Annotated in this window: 19 protein-coding genes; 8 read left to right on the plus strand and 11 right to left on the minus strand. The window is 64.5% G+C overall.

The window, feature by feature from the left end; all coding sequences use genetic code 11:
- Positions 1-51 precede the first annotated feature (51 nt).
- The 5 genes from kynU to ACNJX9_RS23440 form a co-directional block, all read right to left on the minus strand.
- Complete coding sequence (kynU, locus tag ACNJX9_RS23420) at positions 52-1254, minus strand: kynureninase (RefSeq protein ID WP_439404387.1); 1203 nt, start codon at positions 1252-1254, stop codon at positions 52-54.
- Between the two features lie 8 nt (positions 1255-1262).
- Complete coding sequence (gene kynA, locus ACNJX9_RS23425) at positions 1263-2102, minus strand: tryptophan 2,3-dioxygenase (RefSeq protein ID WP_057757772.1); 840 nt, start codon at positions 2100-2102, stop codon at positions 1263-1265.
- Between the two features lie 32 nt (positions 2103-2134).
- Positions 2135-2944 carry an alpha/beta hydrolase gene (locus ACNJX9_RS23430; protein ID WP_439404389.1) on the minus strand — a complete coding sequence of 270 codons (810 nt, stop codon included), beginning with the start codon at positions 2942-2944 and terminating at the stop codon, positions 2135-2137.
- Positions 2945-3183: 239 nt separating this feature from the next.
- The gene (locus ACNJX9_RS23435) at positions 3184-4461 is read right to left on the minus strand and encodes an ArgE/DapE family deacylase (RefSeq protein WP_439404391.1); all 1278 of its coding nucleotides are present in this window, start codon (positions 4459-4461) and stop codon (positions 3184-3186) included.
- Between the two features lie 52 nt (positions 4462-4513).
- Positions 4514-5239, minus strand: coding sequence for a pyridoxamine 5'-phosphate oxidase family protein (locus ACNJX9_RS23440; RefSeq protein WP_439404393.1), 726 nt, complete (start codon positions 5237-5239; stop codon positions 4514-4516).
- A gap of 75 nt (positions 5240-5314) precedes the next feature.
- Between ACNJX9_RS23440 and ACNJX9_RS23445 the strand changes: the two genes are divergently transcribed.
- Together ACNJX9_RS23445 and ACNJX9_RS23450 are read left to right on the plus strand one after the other, a co-directional pair.
- Positions 5315-6778 carry a PLP-dependent aminotransferase family protein gene (locus ACNJX9_RS23445; RefSeq protein WP_439404395.1) on the plus strand — a complete coding sequence of 488 codons (1464 nt, stop codon included), beginning with the start codon at positions 5315-5317 and terminating at the stop codon, positions 6776-6778.
- A 69-nt stretch (positions 6779-6847) separates the two neighbouring features.
- A complete protein-coding gene (locus ACNJX9_RS23450) occupies positions 6848-7099 on the plus strand; it encodes a DUF6719 family protein (protein ID WP_057757788.1) in 252 nt (83 codons plus the stop codon).
- Positions 7100-7109: 10 nt separating this feature from the next.
- On the opposite strand, the gene ACNJX9_RS23455 is transcribed toward ACNJX9_RS23450, so the two are convergent.
- Positions 7110-7475: a hypothetical protein gene (locus ACNJX9_RS23455; protein ID WP_057757791.1), complete on the minus strand. Its 366-nt coding sequence runs from the start codon at positions 7473-7475 to the stop codon at positions 7110-7112.
- A 35-nt stretch (positions 7476-7510) separates the two neighbouring features.
- Positions 7511-7846: a hypothetical protein gene (locus ACNJX9_RS23460; protein WP_439410255.1), complete on the minus strand. Its 336-nt coding sequence runs from the start codon at positions 7844-7846 to the stop codon at positions 7511-7513.
- Positions 7847-8072: 226 nt separating this feature from the next.
- On the opposite strand from ACNJX9_RS23460, the gene ACNJX9_RS23465 reads away from it, so the two are divergent.
- A complete protein-coding gene (locus ACNJX9_RS23465; RefSeq protein ID WP_439404397.1) occupies positions 8073-8288 on the plus strand; it encodes a hypothetical protein in 216 nt (71 codons plus the stop codon).
- An 11-nt stretch (positions 8289-8299) separates the two neighbouring features.
- Here ACNJX9_RS23465 and ACNJX9_RS23470 read toward each other — a convergent pair whose 3' ends face one another.
- A complete protein-coding gene (locus tag ACNJX9_RS23470) occupies positions 8300-8848 on the minus strand; it encodes a CreA family protein (RefSeq protein ID WP_057757796.1) in 549 nt (182 codons plus the stop codon).
- A gap of 209 nt (positions 8849-9057) precedes the next feature.
- On the opposite strand from ACNJX9_RS23470, the gene ACNJX9_RS23475 reads away from it, so the two are divergent.
- The 4 genes from ACNJX9_RS23475 (at position 9058) to ACNJX9_RS23490 (ending at position 13133) form a co-directional block, all read left to right on the plus strand.
- Positions 9058-10704 carry a L,D-transpeptidase gene (locus ACNJX9_RS23475; RefSeq protein ID WP_439404399.1) on the plus strand — a complete coding sequence of 549 codons (1647 nt, stop codon included), beginning with the start codon at positions 9058-9060 and terminating at the stop codon, positions 10702-10704.
- Positions 10705-10796: 92 nt separating this feature from the next.
- Entirely contained in the window at positions 10797-11366 is a 570-nt protein-coding gene (locus tag ACNJX9_RS23480) for a glutathione peroxidase (protein ID WP_439404401.1), read from the plus strand.
- 164 nt (positions 11367-11530) lie between these two features.
- The gene (locus ACNJX9_RS23485; protein ID WP_271602983.1) at positions 11531-12574 is read left to right on the plus strand and encodes a polysaccharide deacetylase family protein; all 1044 of its coding nucleotides are present in this window, start codon (positions 11531-11533) and stop codon (positions 12572-12574) included.
- 7 nt (positions 12575-12581) lie between these two features.
- A complete protein-coding gene (locus ACNJX9_RS23490) occupies positions 12582-13133 on the plus strand; it encodes a dihydrofolate reductase (protein WP_057757806.1) in 552 nt (183 codons plus the stop codon).
- A gap of 4 nt (positions 13134-13137) precedes the next feature.
- On the opposite strand, the gene ACNJX9_RS23495 is transcribed toward ACNJX9_RS23490, so the two are convergent.
- Both ACNJX9_RS23495 and ACNJX9_RS23500 read right to left on the minus strand, forming a co-directional pair.
- Positions 13138-13590, minus strand: coding sequence for a DoxX family protein (locus ACNJX9_RS23495; protein WP_057757810.1), 453 nt, complete (start codon positions 13588-13590; stop codon positions 13138-13140).
- A gap of 277 nt (positions 13591-13867) precedes the next feature.
- The gene (locus ACNJX9_RS23500) at positions 13868-16180 is read right to left on the minus strand and encodes an NADP-dependent malic enzyme (RefSeq protein WP_057759009.1); all 2313 of its coding nucleotides are present in this window, start codon (positions 16178-16180) and stop codon (positions 13868-13870) included.
- Between the two features lie 247 nt (positions 16181-16427).
- On the opposite strand from ACNJX9_RS23500, the gene ACNJX9_RS23505 reads away from it, so the two are divergent.
- Positions 16428-18401, plus strand: coding sequence for a hypothetical protein (locus ACNJX9_RS23505; RefSeq protein WP_439404404.1), 1974 nt, complete (start codon positions 16428-16430; stop codon positions 18399-18401).
- A 160-nt stretch (positions 18402-18561) separates the two neighbouring features.
- On the opposite strand, the gene aspS is transcribed toward ACNJX9_RS23505, so the two are convergent.
- Positions 18562-20334 (minus strand): aspartate--tRNA ligase, encoded by a 1773-nt coding sequence (gene aspS, locus ACNJX9_RS23510; protein ID WP_057757812.1) that lies wholly within the window; start codon positions 20332-20334, stop codon positions 18562-18564.
- Between the last annotated feature and the right edge of the window lie 115 nt (positions 20335-20449).

The raw sequence follows: 20449 nt of genomic DNA on the forward strand, positions 1-20449 counted from the left end.
ATTGCTTCGTCGCAAGAGCTCCTCGCAATGACGCCGGAGAGGCTTCGTGTTTCACGTCACTGCATTCACGACCTGGTATTCCGGCCGACGCCAGAGCCCGCCTGCGATCACCTCCTCGATGATCTCGGCCGCACGGACGATCTCGCTCTCGCCGATATAGAGCGGCGTGATGCCGAACCTCATGATATCGGGCGCACGGAAATCGCCGATGACGCCGCGCGCGATCAGGGCCTGCATCGCGGCGTAACCGCCCGCGAAGGCGAACGAGACTTGCGAACCACGATGCTCGTGCGCGCGCGGGGTCACGAGCTTCAGGGATGGGCAACGGCGCTCGACCTGCGCGATCAGGAGATCACCGAGTGCCAACGAGCGGGCGCGGATCTCCTTGATGTCAACCCGATCCCAGATATCGAGCGAAGCCTCCAGCGCCGCCATCGCCAGTACCGGGGGTGTGCCGACGCGCATGCGCTCGACACCGCTGGCGGCGGCGTAGCCAAGCTCAAACGCAAACGGCTTTGCGTGGCCCATCCATCCGGAGAGCGCCGCACGCGCACCATCGGCATGACGCGGCGCGACGTAGAGAAACGCCGGCGCGCCGGGGCCGGCATTGATGTATTTGTAGGTGCACCCCGCAGCGAAATCGACACCGCAGCCGGCGAGATCGACCGGCAGCGCGCCGGCCGAATGCGCGAGGTCCCAAACCGTGACGATATCAAGCGCACGCGCCTTCGCCGTCAGCTTCGCCATGTCGTGACGGCGGCCGGTGCGGTAGTCGACCTCGGTGATGTAGAGGACGGCGACCTCTTCCGACAGCGAAGCCTCGATCTCCTCCGGAGCCACCAGGCGCAGCTGATGGCCGCGCCCGAGCGTCGCGATCAGGCCTTCCGCCATGTAGAGGTCGGTCGGGAAATTGCCGGTGTCCGACAGGACGACCTTGCGCGAGGCGTTCATGTCGAGCGCAGCGGCGAGTGCCTGGTAGACCTTGAGCGAAAGCGTATCGCCGACCATCACCGAGCCGGCCTCCGCGCCGATCAGCCGGGCGATGCGATCGCCGACATGGCGCGGCTGGGCATACCAGCCTGCGCTGTTCCAGGCGCGGATCAGCTCATCGCCCCACTCCGTCGTGATGACGCGGTTGACGCGCTCGGCGACGCCAAGCGGCAATGCGCCGAGCGAATTGCCGTCGAGATAGATCATACCCTCGGGCAGATGAAACAGCGCCTTGGTGTCGACGTAGACGCAAAGCCTGGACATGGACATCCCTACAGAATCGTGCGCACGCGCCAGAGTTCGGGAAACAGCTCGACCTCGAGCATGCGCTTCAGATAGCTGACGCCACCCGTGCCGCCGGTGCCGCGCTTGAAGCCGATGACGCGCTCGACCGTGGTGACATGGTTGAAGCGCCAGCGCCGGAAATAATCCTCGAAATCGACCAGCTTCTCGGCAAGCTCGTACAACATCCAGTGCGTCTCCGGCGCCTGGTAGACCTCGCGCCAGGCGTCAAGCACGCCCTCGCTGAAGCTGTGGGTCTCGCGGACGTCGCGCGCCAGCACGGCGGCCGGCATCTTGAGCCCGTGGCGATCGGCAAGCCGCAGCACCTCGTCATAGAGGCTCGGCGTCGCGAGCTCAGCCTCGAGCAGTTTTGTCGTTTCCGCGTCGTGCGCGTGCGGCTTCAGCATGGCGTGATTGCGGTTGCCGAGCAGATATTCGATCAGCCGATATTGCCGCGACTGGAAGCCGGAGGACTGGCCGAGCTGGGAGCGAAAGCGGGTATATTCACTGGGCGTCATCGTGCGCAGCACGTCCCAGGCGTTGTTGAGCTGCTCGAAGATGCGCGACATTCGCGCCAGCATCTTCATGGCCGGAGCCACCTCGTCCCTGGCGATGGCGCGGCGCGCGGCGCTGAGCTCATGGATCGCGAGACGCATCCACAGCTCCGTGGTCTGATGCTGGATGATGAACAGCATCTCGTCATGCGCTTCGGACAGCGGATGCTGCGCGCCGAGAATGGCGTCCAGCGACAGATAATCGCCATAGGACATGCGCCGGGCGAAGTCGGTCTCGGCACCTTCGTTTGAGGGATCGTAATCGCTGGACGTCATGACAGGCCCTTTCGATCGATCATCCCTGCCCGCTAGTCGAGCCCGATCAGGCGCGCGGTGATCTGCGAGGACGGATCCTTCAGCGCGTCGATCACGGTGAAATGGTTGAGCCCGGGATCGACGACGAGCCGCGTCGGCACGTCAAAGCCGGTCCAGACATTGGCCAGCAGGTCGGACTGGCGGATAAACTCCGGCCGCTCGCTGCCGCCGACCCAGGCGGTGACAGGCGAATGCCCGCGCGGCAGATGCAGCGCTGCGCTCTCCAATGTCGCCTCCTCCATGGTCATGCGCAGCGTCTCGTTCATCCTCGTTTTCAGCAGCGGGCGCAGATCGTGCAGCCCGCTGATCGAAAGCGTGCCGGCGATGCGGTTGAAGACTGAAGGCTCGAGCCGGCTGTCGTCGCACAGCATGCGCGTGACGAGATGGCCGCCCGCCGAATGGCCGGCGAGCCGGATCGGTCCCGCGACGAGCGAGGCGGCCTTCGCGATCGCGGCGGCGATTTCTGCCGTAATGTCGGAGATGCGCGCCGCCGGCGCCAACGTGTAGCTCGGCAGGCACACGGTCCAGCCGTGGTGCCGCGCGCCTTCGGCAAGATCCGTCCAGGCCGATTTGTCGAAGCGCATCCAATAGCCGCCGTGCACGAACACGACGAGGCCCTTGCTGTCGCCGTCGGGCAGGATCAGGTCGAAACTCTGACGCTCGGCGGAGCCGTAGGCGATGTCAGGGCGAAAATCCTTCAGCCCGGCCCGGTAGGCCGCCGCCCGCTCCGCCCATTGCGCCGGCATCTTGTCCGAACCCGGGATATGGGCCGAATTGGCGTAAGCATCATCCCAATCGCGCATCGTGACTCCCCCGGGGACTCGTTCAGCGAACCGAACGCCAGTCTGCCACCGGTCAGGGCGGCATCCTAGTCTTTCTTTTAAGCTTAAAGGATTTGGATAGGCCCGTGTTTCGGGCGACCGGCGCTCCAGCCAAGACCAACCGTCATTGCGAGCGCAGCGAAGCAATCCAGTCCTGTTTCCGCAGCAACAGTCTGGATTGCTTCGTCGCAAGAGTTCCTCGCGATGACGCGGAGAGGCCGCTACGCCCTCTCCACCCCGCACCATTCGGCGATGAACAGCGCCATCGCCTTGGTCGTCTTCTTCAGCGATTCCAGATCGACGAATTCGTTGAAGCCGTGCATCTCGCCGCCGCTGGCGCCGAAGCACAGGCTCGGGATGCCGTGGTTGAGGCCGTAAAAGCGGGTGTCGGTGAGCGCGGTGAAGACGAGGTCCTCGACCGCTCCGCCATAAACCTTGTTGAAGGCCTTGCCGAAGGCCGCTTCCGACGCCGCCGAATTTGTCAGCTCATAGCCTTCCGACAGGAAGCCGGACCATTCCACATCAGGCGGATTGTTCGCGAGGAAGCGGTGATTACGCGAGGCCGCCGCGATGCACGCCAGAATCTCCTTCTGGTGGTCGGCGATCGACCAACCCGGCAACACGGCAATGCGGCAATCGACGTCGCACCAGGCCGGGACGCTGGAAGCCCAGTCGCCACCCTTGATGATGCCGGGGTTGAAATTGATGGGATGGTTGAGCGTCTTGAAGTGGCGGTCGGCCTTGGCACGCTCGTTCCATTCGATCTCGAGCTTCTGCACCGCCTGGATCAGATGGTACGCCGCCATGATCGCGTTGGCACCCGAGCCGGCATGCGCGACGTGGACGGGATGGCCCTTCACGCGAAGGCGAAACCAGATCACGCCGACCTGCGCGCGCACCATCTTGCCGCCGGTCGGCTCGGGGATGAAGCAGGCATCGGCCCGGTAGCCCCGCTGCAGCGTCGAGAGCGCGCCGACGCCGGTGCTCTCCTCCTCGATGACAGACTGGAAGTGGATCCGAGCCGTCGGCTTCAGGCCGGCCGCCTTGATCGCATCCAGCGCATAGAGTGCGCCGATGGTGCCCGACTTCATGTCGCAGGCGCCGCGGCCGAACATCTTGCCGTCCTTGATGACGGGTGAGAACGGCGGCGAATCCCACAGTTCCAGCGGTCCCGCGGGCACCACGTCGCAATGGCCCTGGAGGATCAGCGATTTGCCCGCCTCGGTGGACGGACGATACGTACCGACCACCGTGCGCGCCCTGGAGAAATCATGCTCGATCGGCCCGAAGCCGCGCAGATCCTTCAAGTCGTCGACATTGATGTGCCAATCGTCGACCTCGTAGCCGCGTGCGCGCAGCAAGTCGCCGATCATGTCCTGGCACGGCCCCTCCGCCCCGCGGGTCGAAGGGATCGCGACGAAATCGCGCGTGGTCGCAAGCTGGGCTTCGAAGCCGGCGTCGACGGCGTCAAGAATCCTCTGCTGCGTTTCGGCATCCATCAGGCAACTCCCGGCATCCGATTGGTCTAAGGAGCGCGCAAGCTAGCCGATTTCAGCCGTTGGGGTACTCTACAAAATAAGCATCCCGCAATGCATCTTCGAGCAGGCGGCCCTCGGAATAGCCATTCAGCGTCGCAGGACGCGTGACGCCATCGAGCAGCCGCGGGCACGGCTCGGGCGCGCCGAGAACGGTGCGAACCGGAATGCGCTCAGCATAAATAGGCAGTTCGTAGTCCTCTTCGTCGTCGGCGACACCCTTGGCGCGGATCTTGGCCGAGGCCTCCTCGATCTGCATCGCGATAAAGGAGGTCGCCTTGATCTCCTGGATATTGCCGGCTCGCAGGCCCGCGGTGCGATCCGGGAAGAAGCGGTCGACCATCGCGACCACCGCGCGCTCCTTCTCGACGGGATCGGTGACGAGATAGGCGGTGCCGAACGCCATCACCGCGCGATAGTCGGCGGAATGATTGAAGCCGCAGCGCGCCAACACGAGGCTGTCGAGATGGGCCACCGTCAGGCACACGCGCTCGCCTTTGGTTTGGTTGCGCAGCATGCGGCTGGCGCTGGAGCCGTGCCAGTAGAGCTTGGTCCCCTCGCGCCAGAAGAAGGTCGGCGTGCAATAGGGCTGACCGTCGATCACATAGGAGACGTGGCACAACATCGAGGAATCCAGGATGCGGTGGACGGTGGCGTGATCGTAGAAGCCGCGGTCGTGCCGGCGCTTCACCTGGTTGCGCGCCGACGTCGGATAGGAATTTGGGCTCTCGGTCTGGCTCACGGCCGCTCCTGTCGGGTCTGGAACAGTTCCAGACCAGTTGTAGCCGCGCATTTGGTCTGCGATAGTGCCAATTCCATGCAAAAAATTCCGACCAATTCCCTTGGGAAGGCCGAGCTGCCGCTCGATCTCACCGGCCCGCACATCACAGCCGGCGCGTCCTCGGCGCACCGGCTGTACCAGGCGCTGTGCGAGATGATCGTCGGCGGCCTCGTCAAGTCGGGCGAGCCGCTGCCGCCCTCGCGCACGCTGGCGAAGCAGACCGGCTTTCGGCGCAATGCGGTGGTCACGGCGTACGAGCGCCTGATCGCCGACGGGTTTGCGCAAGCAACCGTTGGCTCCGGCACCTTTGTCGCCGCGCGCATCCCGGCCCGCGCCGTCGCATCGAAGAAGCCGAAGGTGATCGTCGAGGCACCGAAACAAGGCGCCCTCTCGCTCGGCTGTACCCATATTGACGAGCGCGCGGTGCAACGTTTTCGCGCCTTTGTCGGCCGACGGATGCGCGCCTTTGGCAGCGAGCATCTGCACTACGGCGACCCGCGCGGCAGCAATGAGCTGCGCGTTGCGATCGCCGATCATCTGCTCTCGGCGCGGGGCCTGCGCTGCGACCCCGACCAGATCATGCTGACGTCGGGCACGTTGCACACGCTGCGTATCGTGCTGGGCGCTCTCTTGAAACCGAATGATCAAGTCTGGTGCGAGGATCCAGGCTATCCCACGGCGCGCAAGACCATCGCGCAATGCGGTTACCGTACCGTCGCCGTTCCCGTTGACGCCCACGGTCTGCAAGTCGCGAGGGGCCGCTCCGCCGCACCAGGTGCGCGCGCAGCCTATGTCACGCCGTCGCACCAGTTTCCGCTGGGCGTGCAGATGTCGATGCCGCGGCGGCTCGAACTGCTGGACTGGGCGAAGCAGGCCGGCGCCTTCGTGTTCGAGGACGATTACGACAGCGAGTTTCGCTATGACGGCGCGCCGCTGATGTCGCTTGCCGGCATCGATCACCTCCAGCGCGTGATCTACATGGGCACCTTCGCCAAGACGCTGTTTCCGGGCCTGCGCATCGGCTATTGCGCCCTGCCCGAGCGCCTGATCGGCGACGTCACGGCCGCGCGCGCCGCGCTCGACCGCTTCCCCGCCACGCTGTTGGAAGGCGCGGTCGCCGACATGCTTAACTCAGGCGCATTCGCCGCAAATCTGAAGCGGGTGCGCAAGCTCTACCGTGAAGCGCGCGATGCGCTGGCCGAAACGCTCGAAGCCGCGTCAGGTGGTGCGCTGTCGGTCCCGGTGCCGTCGCAGGGCCTGCATCTCGTGGCCCGGTTCGATCCGTCGGTTGCCCCAGTGGTCGCAGCTGAAGCGAAGCACGCGGCAGGCGCGGAAGGCTGGCTGCTCGCCGAGACCTATGCGCGGACGCGGCCCCTGCCCGGGTTCGTGCTGGGATTTTCAGGGCATGCGGTTCCACAGCTCGTCGCTGCCGCCGAACGACTCGCGAAGGAATCGCGTGCCAGATTGCAAACCAAGGGCCGTCAGGCCCGGCGGGCCTGACGAAGGTTCAGTATCAGAATCAGTGGCTGCTGCCTAACATTGCGGAATCGATTCCGGGATCCCCTCATCATGTCACCCGCCGCCTCAACAGGCCGTGCAGCCTGCCTCGCGCTCCTGATCTCCTCCGCGCTCGCCTCGGCGGCCTACGCGACCACGGTCGGGCGTGAGCAGGATATCGTCGACCTCAAGCTCGGCCAGCGCGTGCAGGTGGATGACGGAACCTGCCCGGCCGGACAGGTCAAGGAAGTTCGCGGCTCGAAGATGACGGACAAGGGCGTCGCACGAACGGCATCCTGCGTGCCGCGGTTCGGTCCGAAGTAGAGGTGAGACCTTAGGATTTCGCAGGGTCGAACATGCACTGCAAGGTCGGCTTGGCGATCTTGGTGAAGGTCGCCCCGATCTCGCCTTGCTTGGCGGCCGGCACCCAATCGGTCTCGATCGTGGGAACGCCGGTCTCACTGATGCCGCGCAGCAGCGCCTCGCGCAGGTCGCGATCCTCGACGACGGCAGCCGCGTGATCATGCAGGCAGCCGCAGACCTCTTCCGGGTGCTCCCAGCGCCCGAGCATGCGCGGCGCACATTGCCTCACGAACTCGCTGCGCGGATCCGGCAACCGGCTCGGTGAGCGCACCTGAGCCTGAACGGAGCTGATGGTCAGAACGGACAGGAACGCCGCGGCGCAGAAACGAAGATACATGATGGCGCCTTTGCGGGCTGGTTTTTTGTTGGAGATCAGAAGCGCGCCGCCACAACGATCGGCTGCGGCGCCGTGGTGGAGATCGGCGAGCCGCTGTACTGGAAAGTCCCGATGCCGGGCAGATTGCCGTCCGGTGCTCCGGCCAACGAGGAACCGGCGAGCACGAAACCGAAAGCAAGGATGAAGCTGAGCGCGCGCATGGGATGTCTCCGAATTGCGTGGCCGGCGGTTCCGCCGTCGTCGTTGTCACCCTGATAACCATCAGCGGTTTCTTCCGTGATGCGCCCAAAGCCCAGAATGGTTTCGTTCCCGGCGAGAATTGTTTCGTCGCTCACGGCGCGACGAAACAATCTGCCGAAAACATCAATCATTTCAGATGGAGCGATTGATGGTTTCAACCGGCATGAGAACGACCGTCTGCGTCACTGGAGGCGAAGCGGTCATATCGGCGACGTCAGCGCTTCACATGCATTTTACGGTTTTCTGCTGAAGAGGTCGGCGAACGAGGGCCGGCGCCCCGATGAACCGAGAATCGATCGCACGCGACCGAGCCTTCGAAACCGAACGGCCCGTCACTATCAGGGCACATATCGAGGGATGGCCATCATGATGGCGCAAGATCGCGCAACGGTGCGCGAGGAGGCGCAGCCTACGGATCGCGCCGATCGGCAGATCGGCGACCGTACCGGTTCGCCCGGCGCGATGGCTCTGCAATCAGGACGCGGCTACGAGGCCGCGCCGCAGGCTTTCGTGCGGCTAAGCGGCTCGCACCTGATGAAACCGCGCATGAAGCGCGATCCCACGGCTGAGTGAACGCAAGCGCGTCACTGAGTAAAGAAGTCGCCGCATTTCTGGACGTTCGCGTCGGCCGGTCCCCACGGCATGATCGGAACGGTCGAGGTCGAATTCTTCGGCGATCCCTCGATCAGCTTGTCCGAATAGACCATGTAGACCAGCACATTGCGCTTGGCGTCGCAGCCGCGCACGATCTGCATCTTTTTGAAGAACAGCGACCGGCGCCTGCGGAACATGTCGTCGCCCTGTTCCATCTTCTCCTTGAACTTGATCGGGCCGACCTGGCGGCAGGCAAGTGAGATGTCCGAGACCTCCTCGGCAAGTCCCAGCCAGCCCTTGAAGCCACCCTTCTCCGGTACCGTGAAATGACAGGCCACGCCCTCGACCTCGGGGTCGTCGAGACCATAGGTCGCGAGCTTGTCATTCGGGCTCATCCATTTGAACACCGTGGACCGGCGGAAGATCAGATCAGGCTCGTCGGCGGCCGATGCGCAAGCCAGAGGAACGGCCAGAGCCAGGAGCACTAAAGCAAGGCCTTTCAAGCGGATGCCGGAAAGACCGGGGAAACGGGATGACATGAAGTTCTCCGGTAACAAGTCCTGGCAATGTAGGCATGGGAGGTCCCGACAGGAAGGTGACAGCAGGCCGGGCGCGGCCGCCGTTTACCGCTCCGTGAGGCTTTTTTGTTACGTCTTGAACAAATGTAGCGGACCGCAGAACTACCGTGCTGGTGAACGCGTATCCCCTCTGCGACACTAACGTCTGATTTGGATTGTGGATTCGAGGAATGAATAGCGTGAACGGGTCCCCCTTCTCCGCCGCGCCGGCATGGCTGTGGCAGGCCGCGATTTTGGCGGCGGCGGGTGCGATCGGAACGACCAGCCAGGCGGAAGCAGCATTCTATTATTATCCGGACTATTCGGGCGCGTACTACGCCCCGCAACAGCGCTATCCGGCGGAGCCGCGACTGAAGCCGCAGAAGCGCGGCTCGGCAGCCGCAAAGACCAAGAAAGAGACCGTCGGCGAGAAAGAGACCGGCGCGAAGCCGCAAGGCCCGCTCGTCATCGTCGTCTCGATCGAGCGGCAGAAGGTGACGATCTACGACTCCAAGGGCGTCTTCGCCGAGTCGCCGGTGTCGACAGGCATGAAGGGCCATTCGACGCCGATGGGTGTGTTCAGCGTCATCCAGAAGCACAAATTCCACCACTCCAACATCTATAGCGGCGCGCCGATGCCGTACATGCAGCGGATCACCTGGTCCGGCGTCGCCATGCATGCCGGCGTATTGCCGGGCTATCCGGCCTCGCACGGCTGCATCCGCATGCCGATGGCGTTCGCGGTCAAGATGTGGAACTGGACCAAGATGGGCGCGCGCGTGATCGTCACGCCGGGCCAGCTGACGCCGCAAAGCTTCTCGCATCCGATGCTCGCTTCCCTGCGCGTCCCGCCGCAGCCCGCAGCAAGCCTCGAGCCGCCGACCAGCGTCGGCGACAAGGCGGACAAGGGCGCGCCTGACACCACGGTCACGGACGCAAAGCCCGTCGAGACCAAATCTCTGGAGAGGAAGACAGCCAGCGCAGAAGGCATGCTCGAGCTGCGCTCCACGATGGGCCATACCGTGATGTCGGATGTGACCACGGGTCAAGCGCCGGTTCGCGACGAAGCGGCGAAGACGGACGACGCTGCCAAGCCCGCTGACGCGGCGAGCACCGAAGCAAAGCCGACTGACGCTGCGGACGCGGCCAAGACGACGCCGGACGAGAAGCCGGCAGACAAGGTCGACCCCACCAAGTCCGAGCCGGTCAAGTCCGAGCCCGCCAAGTCCGAGCCCGCCAAGGCTGACACGGCGGCGACCGAGAACAAGCCCGACGCGGCCGCGACAACGGCTGCGCCCGCGCAAGCTGCTTCGCCGGATGCGAAGAAGGATCAGACCCGCATCGCCGATCCCGCGCCTTCAGTGAAGCCTGATATGCCGAAGCGGACCGGTCAGATTGCGGTGTTCATCAGCCGCAAGGATTCCAAGCTCTACGTGCGGCAGAACTTCGCGCCGATGTTCGATGTGCCCGTCACGATCGCGGCCAGCGACCGGCCGCTCGGCACGCACGTCTTCACGGCCGAGGTCGACAAAACCGATTCGAATGCGCTGCATTGGTCGGTGGTATCGCTGCCTGTCACCGTCCGCGCCGCCGCGCGCGAGGACGACGGTCATTTGTTGCGCCGGCAGCGTGGCGCTGCCGTGATCCCTGTTGCCGCCAGGCCTGTGGTGACGCCCGACAGCCCGGCCGAGGCACTGGATCGCATCACGATCCCTGCCGAGGCCATGGCGAAGATCAACGAGATGCTCACGTCAGGCGCCTCGGTCATCGTGTCCGACCAGGGTATCAACCAGGGCGAAACCGGCGAAGGCACCGACTTCATCGTCCGCCTGTACTGACAGCGTCGCCGCGTCAGATAACGCGGTGTTGAGCGAGCCCGTCGCATCGGCGAGGTAAGCTCCGCCCCGCATCACATACGGGGGACGCCGCCATGTTGAGCCGCAGGACCATGCTCACCACTGCGCTGCTCGCTGCAGCCGCATCGGCAACGCGCGCGCGGGCCGACGGCGGCATGAGCCGGATTTCCGCTTACGCCTTCTCATTTCCGGCTTTGTCCGGCGACGACATCCGCCTCGCCGCCTTCACCGGTAAACCGCTGCTGGTCGTCAACACGGCCTCGCTGTGCGGTTACACGCCGCAATATGCAGGGCTGCAGGAGATCTGGAGCGAGTTTCGCGAGCGCGGCCTCACCGTGATCGGCGTGCCCTCCAATGATTTCGGCGGCCAGGAGCCCGGAGGCATCAGCGAGATCTCGGAGACCGCGCACCACCAATACGGCGTTACCTTCCCGATTGCTGCCAAGGCGGTCGTGTCAGGGGCGAAGGCCCATCCCTTCTACAAATGGGCCGCCGAGGCGCGGCCAAGGGAGGTTCCGAAGTGGAACTTCCACAAATACTTGATCGGCCGCGACGGCTATATCGCCGAGGTGTTTCCTTCAGCCGTGGAGCCTGCCGACACGCGCGTCAAAACCGCGATAGCCCGGGCATTGGCCGACAGTTGACCGTATCCGCCGCAACGCGGTTGGGCACAATTGCAGCGAAGGGCCAAACAGCCGTTGCAATGGGGATGGAGCACCATCTAGGCTAAGGTGATAAGGGGCAGGAAGGTTTTGCCGCAGGCGAAAAGCCACGGCGGAACAACGGGATCAATCTCGAGGACAACACCATGCGTGTGGCGGCAAAACTGATTTTGGCAAGCGCGATGTCTGTTGCGCTGACAGGCGCGGCATGGTCGCAGACCCCGGCTGCAAAACCCGCAGCCGCCACCCAGGCCGCGCCCGCAGCAGCACCGGCTGCAAAACCCGCGGCAGCACCGGCTGCGGCGGCAGCTCCGGCAGCCGCGGCCCCGGCGGCAGCTGCTGCGCAACCGAGCGCAGCCTTCCCGCCCCCGCCGCAACAGGCGCCGCAGCCGGCGCGCGCCGCCTGCAACAATCCGAACGCGCTGGGCGTCGCCCGCACTGTGGAAATCGACACCACGGGTGGCCCCGGCTTCGGCTTCGAGCATTTCAAGGAGCTCGACTTCCTGCGCGACAAGGAGGTCGTCCTGACCTTCGACGACGGTCCCTGGCCGCGCAACACGCCTGCCGTGCTGAAGGCGCTCGCCGACCAGTGCACCACCGGCATCTTCTTCTCGATCGGCAAGCATGCCACCTACGAGCCGGAGATCCTGAAGCAGGTCTACGCCGCCGGCCACACCGTCGGCACCCACACCTGGTCGCACGCCAATCTCAACGACAAGAAGCTGAACGAAGCGCAGCGCAAGGAAGAGATCGAGAAGGGCATCAGCGCCGTGAAATGGGCACTCGGCGGCATCTCGCCCGCCGCGTTCTTCCGCTTCCCGGCGCTGCAGCATCCGCCGGAGATGGTCACCTATCTCGGCAACCGCAACGTTGCGATCTTCTCCTGCGACATCGACTCCTTCGACTTCAAGGCCTCGAAGCCCGAGAAAGTGATCGAGACCGTGATGAAGAGGCTCGAGACCAAGGGCAAGGGCATCATCCTGATGCACGACTTCCAGAAGCACACGGCGGAAGCCCTGCCCGAGCTGCTGAACCGCCTCAAGGCCGGCGGCTACAAGGTGGTGGCGATGCGCGCCAAGGCGCCGGTGGCCTCGCTGCCCGAATACGACCAGCAGTTGATGAAGGACGTCAAGCTGCCGACAGTCAGCACGCGCCCGGTCAATTCCGTGGTGACGACCGTTTCCGAATAGTCGTCATTTGTCGTTCCGTTTCGAAGGCTACGTCATCGTCTCGGCGGACGGCATGCTTGCCGACGCCAGCCATGTCATGCCCGACAGCCTGAAGTTTAGAGGCGACAAGCTGTTCTTCGAGCAGGCGCTCGATGGTGCTGCGCTGATCGTGCATGGCCGCAACTCGCACGAGGGGCAGCCGAACTCGCCCAAGCGCAAGCGGCTGATCCTGACCCGCAAGATCAAGGCCCTCACCGTCGATCCCGAGATGCCGAACGCGACGCTGTGGAATCCGGAGCATGCGAGCTTCGCGGAGGCCTGCGCATTTGCCGATGTTACCTCGGGGCGGGTCGCGATCATTGGCGGCCCGGTCGTGTTCGACATGTTCATGGACCGTTACGACACCTTCTGGCTGTCGGAAGCCCCGCATGTGCGGCTACCCGGCGGCGAAGGCTGCTTCGTCGACGTGCCCCGGCGAACGCCGCACGACGTGCTGACGTCACACGGGCTGACTGCGGGGACACCCTATATGCTCGACGCCGCGCATGACGTCACCGTAACGCCGTGGCGGCGGGGCTAGCGCTTTAGACGTCGCCGTAGGCGGTCTCGACCGAGCGCGTGGCGCGGCCGTAGCCCATGATCATGAACAGCGCGCCAATGATCGAAAGATTCTTCAGCGCGTCGATCACCACCGCGGCGTTCTCAGGCGCGCTCTGATTCCAGAAATCGGAGAACAGGACGGTCGACACAGCGATGTAGATCACCATCAGCATCGCGAAGAAGCGCGCACCGAAGTTCAGCGCGATCATCAATCCCGCCAGAATCTGGAGCCCTCCGAGCGCGATCGCGAGCAGCTGCGGAGTGGTCATCGCAGTCGCGGTCTCCACCTGCTTGGCATAAGGCGCGATCACATCGGGCACCACGATCTTGCCGGCGATGAAGTCGGCCGTCGCCTGGAGGGGGAAGAACTTGGTGGCGCCCGTGTAGATGAACAGCACGGCGAACAGGATTCGCCCGAAAGTCACGAACGCTGGCATGGTCGGCCTCTTGGCAAAACGCTAACGCGCTGGGAGATTATGATGAGTCCGTTTGCGGTTTTCAAACGCGGAAATGGAAAACGGGAAGTTATTCAAGAGTGTTGGGGCGCGCGTTGGCGCTCCCTAGCGGAATCGAACCGACCGGAACGAATTCGGCCACCACTCTCTCGGCGTCATGGCCGGGCTTGACCCGGCCATCCACGACTTACCTTTGCCGCAAAAAGAACGTGGATGCCCGGGACAAGCCCGGGCATGACGAGTTCGTGGAGCACGACCGCTAAGTAAACAGCGTCGGCTGCTGCCGCGCCGCACGCTCCTGCGCTTCCACCACGGCAACTGCCGTCATGTTGAGGATACCGCGCGCGGTGACCGAGGGCGTCAGGATGTGGGCTGTCCGCGCCGGGCCGATCAGGATGGGGCCGACGGGCAGCGCGTCCGCCAGCGACTTGATCATCTGGTAGGCGACGTTGGCGGTATCCAAGCTCGGCATGATCATGATGTTGGCCTCGCCCTCCAGCTTGGAGTGCGGCAGCACCATGCGGCGCGCCGCGGCGGACAACGCGGTGTCGCCCTGCATTTCGCCGTCGGCCTCGATCTCCGGGTGCTTCTCCTTCAAGAGCTGGGTCGCCCGGCGCATCTTGCGCGAGGAGTCGGTGTCGTAGCTGCCGAAATCGGAGTGCGAGACGAAGGCGATCTTCGGCTTGATGTTGAAGCGCTGGACGTGGACCGCGGCAAGCGAGGCGATCTCGGCAAGCTCTTCCGCACTCGGATTGGGCCGCACTTGCGTGTCGGCGATGAAGAACGCGCCCTTGCTGGTGATCAGCAACGCCAATGCCGCGTAGTCGCTGACGCCGGGCGAGAAGCCGACGATCTCGCGGACATGGCGCAGATGGCTCATGTAGCGGCCCTCGACGCCGCAAAGCATCGCATCGGCCTCCCCGCGCGTCACCGCGAGCGCGGCGATCACGGTGTTGTTGGTACGCACCACCGTGCGCGCAGCATCCGGCGTCACGCCGCGACGGCCGGCGACCTCGACATAGGACTGAACGTAAGAGCGATAGCGCGGATCGTCCTCAGGGTTGACGAGATCGAAATCCTTGCCCGCCTTGATCGACAGGCCGAAGCGCTTGATGCGCGCCTCGACCACGGAGGGGCGGCCGACCAGGATCGGCGTCGCCAGCTTCTCCTCCAGCACCACTTGCGTGGCGCGCAGCACGCGCTCGTCCTCGCCTTCGGCGTAGATCACGCGCACCGGCTGAGTCTTGGCCTTGGCGAACATCGGCTTCATGACGAGGCCGGAGCGGAAGGCGAAGCGCTCGAGCAGCGCGCGATATTCGTCGAAATTGGTGATGGGACGCGTCGCGACGCCGGATTCCATCGCCGCCTTCGCCACCGCCGGCGCAATACGCAGGATCAGTCGTGGGTCGAACGGGCTGGGGATCAGCGAGCCCGGACCGAAGCCGCCAGCCTCGCCGGTATCGAGGCTGCCCTGGGAGACGGCATCCGACGGCGCCTCGCGGGCGAGTTGCGCGATGGCCTCGACCGCGGCATGCTTCATCTCTTCGTTGATCGCGCTGGCGCCGACATCGAGCGCGCCGCGGAAGATGAAGGGGAAGCAGAGGACGTTGTTGACCTGGTTCGGATAGTCGGAGCGACCGGTGCAGATCATGGCGTCGGGACGCACTTTTCGCGCCTCTTCCGGCATGATCTCGGGCGTCGGATTGGCCAGCGCCATGATCAGGGGCTTCTCGCCCATGGCCTTCGCCATCTCGGGCTTGAGCACGCCCGGTGCCGACAGGCCGATGAAGATGTCGGCGCCGCCGATGACGTCGCCCAGCGTGCGCTTGTCGGTCTTCTGCGCGTAGACCGCCTTCCAGCGGTCCATCGAGGTGTTGCGGCCCTCATGGACGAGGCCGTCGATGTCGCAGACCCAGATGTTCTTGCGCTGCGCGCCCATCGACACCAGCAGGTTGAGCGTCGCGATCGCCGCCGCCCCTGCCCCCGACGCGACGATCTTGACCTCCGACAGCTTCTTGCCGTTCAGCCTCAGACCGTTGGTGATGGCGGCGGCAACGATGATGGCGGTGCCGTGCTGGTCGTCATGGAAGACCGGGATCTTCATGCGCTCCTTCAGCCGCGCCTCGATCTCGAAGCATTCCGGACCACGGATGTCTTCCAGATTGATGCCGCCGAAGGTCGGCTCGAGCGCGGCCACCGTCTCGACCACGCGGTCGATGGTGTCGGCGGCGATCTCGATGTCGAACACGTCGATGCCGGCGAATTTCTTGAACAGGACCGCCTTGCCCTCCATCACCGGCTTGGAGGCCAGCGGGCCGATATTGCCGAGGCCGAGCACGGCCGTGCCGTTCGAGACCACCGCGACCAGATTGGCGCGGGTGGTCAGGGTCGCGGCTTCCGCCGGGTTCTTGGCGATCTCGGTACAGGCGGCGGCAACGCCCGGAGAATAGGCAAGCGCGAGGTCGCGCTGGTTGGCGAGCGGCTTGCTCGCCTGGATCTCGAGCTTTCCGGGGCGCGGCAGTCGGTGATAGGCCAGCGCCGCCTGGTGGAGATCATCGGAATAGGACGACATGCGGTCTCTTGCCTCGCGTTACCGGCCTCAAAATGCATCATCCGGAGCGATCGTCCAAGCGGACGCTATTTCCGGGTCGTGGAAACCCGGATGAAGCACGGCCGAAGGCCCGGTGGCAACATCCGATTGCGGTCCCATCAACAGGGCCATCAGTCAAATATCTGACAGCGCTAGCTTTCCCTAGACCTTGCGACATTTCCCGAATATGGCAGGTTGCGCAGCGCACAATGAGCAACTGGAGCTGGGAATGAAGCGGATCCTGATCGGCCTGATCGTAGCAGCCGTGCTCGTCGCGGGCGGATGGTTCGGCTTCAACCTCTACGTCCAGCACCGCGTCACCGCCGAGATCGAGGCGGCTTTCGAGCAGATCCGCAGCGGTGGCGGCAAGGCGAGCCACGGCAGGATCGGCTTCGACCTGCCGAGCCGGACGCTGACGATCGAGGACATCAATGTCGAGCCGGGGCGCTCGCCCATTGCCGGCTTCAAGGCCGCCCGTATCAAGGCGGCAGGTGTCGGCCAGACCGACGATGCGCATGTCTCGGCCGGCACGATCGAGATCGCCGGCGTGGAGCTGGCGATCTCAGGCGAAGCGGGAGCTGCCGGCCTGAAAGGCAGCTACAAGATCCCGCAAGCCACGTTGACCAATTACTCCGGTCCCACGCGCGTGCAGGGTGCGCCCGCGTCCGAGTCGGTTCTTGACGCCTATCGCTTCACGCTTGAGCAATTTGCGGACGTCACCGCCGCCTCGGTCACCGTTCCGAGCTTGAGCGTCGCGATGAATACCGGCACAGGTGTCACCGGGGACGTGGATATCACCTATTCCGGACTGGCGATCCGCAACATCAACCGCGGCAAGATCGACACGGCCAAGCTGGACCACGCCGTATTCGCCATCACCACGCGGCAACCGTCGCGGCCCGACAAGCTGACCGGCGAGCTCTCCGACATGGTCATCGACGGCTTCGATGCGAATGCGGTGATTGCCGCTCTGGATCCCGCCAAGGCCAATGACGAGACCTACCGCCGCGTCTATCGCCAAGTCACCACCGGAAGCTATGCGCTGACATCGACCCAAGGTGTGCGCGCCCAGGTCGGACGGATCATCGTCGAAGACATCGGCTATCAGCCGTCGAAATTCCGCCCCGGCGAGCTGCTCGCCCTGCTGCCGAAGGATAGCTCGGCGCCTCCGACGCCGGCGCAGAGCCGCGAGCTGATGGAGAAGATCGCTGGTGTTTACGAGGGCCTGCGTGTCGGCAAGGCCGAGATCAGCAATCTGTCGGCCACAACGCCGCAGGGCACTGCGAAGCTCGATGCGATCAAATATGCAGAGGGCGAGTTCGCGGTGGAAGGTCTCGATGCTCCCGCCCCCGCGGGACAATTCAAGATGGATCGCTTCGCGCTCAAATCATTCAGCCTCCCCAGCCTGCTTCGCTGGACGGCAAGCATCGCGACTCCCGGGCGGGCCCCCTCGCCAGATCAGATGCTCGGGCTGTTCGGCGTGCTCGCAGGCGCGGAGCTGAAGGGCGTCGTTGCGCCCTTCAAGAACACCAGGAAGCTGGTCACGGTCGACACCGTGAGCCTGGACTGGGGGCAGCTGATCGGCTCGATTCCGAGCAAAGCGCATGTGGTTGCGAAATTCGTCACGCCAACCGATGCATCCGATCCGAAGCAGCTTCCGTTGCTCGCCGCCGGCATCGACAAGCTCGCGATCGACCTCGATCTAGGCGCCGCCTGGACCCAGCAATCCAACAGCCTCGTGCTCGCGCCGGCGACCCTCGACATTGGAGGCATCGCCAGAGCGCAGGCGCGTCTTGCACTCGCCAACGTGTCCCGCGACATGTTCTCGCTCGATCCGGCGCAGGTGACGGGACAGGCAATGCAGATCGAGACCGGCACGATCGAGCTCTCCCTCCATGACAGCGGCGTCGTCGATCTGGTGGTGGCGCAGTTCGCCCGGATGCAGAACGTCAGTCGCGACGCCGCGCGCAGCGCCATCGTTGAAATGATCCGGGCGCAAGGCGAGAAAGTTGCGGCCTCCAATATCGATGCCAAGCCCGCGGTGGACGCGATCGCGAGCTTCGTCGAGACCTCGGGACAAACGCTCACAATCAAGCTGACACCGCTTGGCAAGGTGCCGGTGCTTCAGCTCATGGACGTCCTGAACAACGAGCCGATCGTCGCGCTGGCGCAGTTCAGGATGGAGGCGTCGACGGGGCTGTAGGGGAGACACAACTCTCTCCCCGTCATTGCGAGCGGAGCGAAGCAATCCAGACTCGCATCCGCGGAAAGATTCTGGATTGCTTCGCTCCGCTCGCAATGACGGTTTGGAGGCAGCTTTCCTCCGCATCCGCCTTGGCGAACGCGGAGGAAATGCAACAGCCTCACTTCTGCGGCAGGTTCACCCGGATGTGCAGCTCGCGCAGCTGCTTGGCCGTGGCTTCCGACGGCGCGCCCATCAGCAGGTCCATGGCTTGCTGGTTCATCGGGAACAACGAGATCTCGCGCAGATTCGTGGTGCCACAGAGCAGCATGACGATGCGGTCGACGCCCGCGGCCATCCCGCCATGCGGCGGCGCGCCGTACTGGAAGGCGCGGTACATGCCGCCGAAACGCTCGACCACTTCCTGCTCGCCGTAGCCTGCGATCTCGAACGCCTTCACCATGGCTTCCGGCACGTGGTTGCGGATGCCGCCCGAGGCGATCTCGTAGCCGTTGCAGGTGATGTCGTACTGGAACGCCTTGATGGTCAGCGGATCCTGGCTCTTCAGCGCCTCGAGTCCGCCCTGCGGCATCGAGAACGGGTTGTGCGAGAAGTCGACCTTCTTGTCGTCCTCGTTGTACTCGTACATCGGGAAGTCGACGATCCAGGCGAGCTCGAACCGCTCCTTGTCGGTGAGGTTCAATTCCTCGCCGACCTTGTTGCGGGCGAGCCCAGAGAACTTCCAGAACTTATCAGGGTCGCCGGCAACGAAGAAGGCGGCATCGCCTTCCTTGGTGCCGAGCTGCGCGCGGATCGCGGCGGTGCGCTCCGGCCCGATGTTGTTCGCAAGCGGACCCGCGCCCTCGCCGCCCTCGCGCCACATGATGTAGCCGAGGCCGGGCTGGCCCTCGCCCTGCGCCCACGAGTTCATGCGGTCGCAGAAGGCGCGGCTGCCGCCGCCGGTCGCGGGAATCGCCCAGACCTGGTTCTTGGGGTCCTCGAGCATGCGCGCGAACACCTTGAAGCCTGACCCTCGGAAATGCTCGGAGACGTCCTGCATCTCGATCGGGTTGCGCAGGTCAGGCTTGTCGCTGCCGTATTTGCGCAACGCCTCGGCGAACGGAATGCGGCGCCAGTTCTTCGTCACCGGCTTGCCCTTGGCGAACTCCTCGAACACGCCCGTGATGACAGGCTCCATCGCCGCGAACACGTCTTCCTGCGTGACAAAGCTCATCTCGACGTCGAGCTGGTAGAACTCGCCCGGCAGACGATCGGCGCGCGGGTCTTCGTCGCGGAAGCAGGGCGCGATCTGGAAGTAGCGGTCGAAGCCCGACATCATCAGCAGCTGCTTGTACTGCTGCGGCGCCTGCGGCAGCGCATAGAACTTGCCCGGATGGATGCGCGAGGGCACCAGGAAGTCGCGCGCGCCTTCCGGCGAAGACGCGGTCAGGATCGGCGTGTTGAACTCGAAGAAGCCCTGCCCCTCCATGCGCCGGCGCATCGACTTGATGATCTCGACGCGCGTCATGATGTTCTGATGCAGCTTCTCGCGGCGCAGATCGAGGAAGCGGTACTTCAGGCGGATATCCTCGGGATATTCCTGGTCACCGAACACAGGCAGCGGCAGGTCGCCGGCCGGGCCCAGCACCTCGATCTCGCTGACATAAACCTCGACCTTGCCGGTCGGCAGATCGTCATTGTCGGTGCCTTCGGGGCGGCGGCGGACCTTGCCGTCCATCTTGACCACGAATTCCGAGCGCAGCTTTTCGGCCAGCGAGAACGCCGGCGAGTCCGGGTCGACCACGCACTGGGTCAGGCCGTAATGGTCGCGCAAATCGATGAACAGCACGCCGCCATGGTCGCGCACGCGATGAACCCAGCCCGAGAGGCGGATGGTCTCGCCGATGTTGCTCTCGCGGAGCGCGCCGCATGTATGTGACCGGTAGCGATGCATGGTCGTCCCAAAATCAATGTCGGAGGATACGAATCGGACCGCCTGAAACGACCGGTCCGAAGTTGCGGCAGGGTTTACCCGACGAGGCCCAAAGCAGCAACCAAAGGAACGGCCT

Origin of the sequence: Bradyrhizobium sp. BLXBL-03 (genome assembly GCF_051853015.1) — a bacterium.
Taxonomy (GTDB): Bacteria; Pseudomonadota; Alphaproteobacteria; order Rhizobiales; family Xanthobacteraceae; genus Bradyrhizobium; species Bradyrhizobium manausense.

Bases quoted from the DNA above. Each gene is read 5' to 3' on its own strand.
- kynU (WP_439404387.1), bottom strand. From the start codon at position 1,254: ATGTCCAGGCTTTGCGTCTACGTCGACACCAAGGCGCTGTTTCATCTG.
- kynA (WP_057757772.1), bottom strand. From the start codon at position 2,102: ATGACGTCCAGCGATTACGATCCCTCAAACGAAGGTGCCGAGACCGAC.
- ACNJX9_RS23430 (WP_439404389.1), bottom strand. From the start codon at position 2,944: ATGCGCGATTGGGATGATGCTTACGCCAATTCGGCCCATATCCCGGGT.
- ACNJX9_RS23435 (WP_439404391.1), bottom strand. From the start codon at position 4,461: ATGGATGCCGAAACGCAGCAGAGGATTCTTGACGCCGTCGACGCCGGC.
- ACNJX9_RS23445 (WP_439404395.1), top strand. From the start codon at position 5,315: ATGCAAAAAATTCCGACCAATTCCCTTGGGAAGGCCGAGCTGCCGCTC.
- ACNJX9_RS23450 (WP_057757788.1), top strand. From the start codon at position 6,848: ATGTCACCCGCCGCCTCAACAGGCCGTGCAGCCTGCCTCGCGCTCCTG.
- ACNJX9_RS23455 (WP_057757791.1), bottom strand. From the start codon at position 7,475: ATGTATCTTCGTTTCTGCGCCGCGGCGTTCCTGTCCGTTCTGACCATC.
- ACNJX9_RS23460 (WP_439410255.1), bottom strand. From the start codon at position 7,846: ATGATTGATGTTTTCGGCAGATTGTTTCGTCGCGCCGTGAGCGACGAA.
- ACNJX9_RS23465 (WP_439404397.1), top strand. From the start codon at position 8,073: ATGGCCATCATGATGGCGCAAGATCGCGCAACGGTGCGCGAGGAGGCG.
- ACNJX9_RS23470 (WP_057757796.1), bottom strand. From the start codon at position 8,848: ATGTCATCCCGTTTCCCCGGTCTTTCCGGCATCCGCTTGAAAGGCCTT.
- ACNJX9_RS23475 (WP_439404399.1), top strand. From the start codon at position 9,058: ATGAATAGCGTGAACGGGTCCCCCTTCTCCGCCGCGCCGGCATGGCTG.
- ACNJX9_RS23480 (WP_439404401.1), top strand. From the start codon at position 10,797: ATGTTGAGCCGCAGGACCATGCTCACCACTGCGCTGCTCGCTGCAGCC.
- ACNJX9_RS23485 (WP_271602983.1), top strand. From the start codon at position 11,531: ATGCGTGTGGCGGCAAAACTGATTTTGGCAAGCGCGATGTCTGTTGCG.
- ACNJX9_RS23495 (WP_057757810.1), bottom strand. From the start codon at position 13,590: ATGCCAGCGTTCGTGACTTTCGGGCGAATCCTGTTCGCCGTGCTGTTC.
- ACNJX9_RS23500 (WP_057759009.1), bottom strand. From the start codon at position 16,180: ATGTCGTCCTATTCCGATGATCTCCACCAGGCGGCGCTGGCCTATCAC.
- ACNJX9_RS23505 (WP_439404404.1), top strand. From the start codon at position 16,428: ATGAAGCGGATCCTGATCGGCCTGATCGTAGCAGCCGTGCTCGTCGCG.
- aspS (WP_057757812.1), bottom strand. From the start codon at position 20,334: ATGCATCGCTACCGGTCACATACATGCGGCGCGCTCCGCGAGAGCAAC.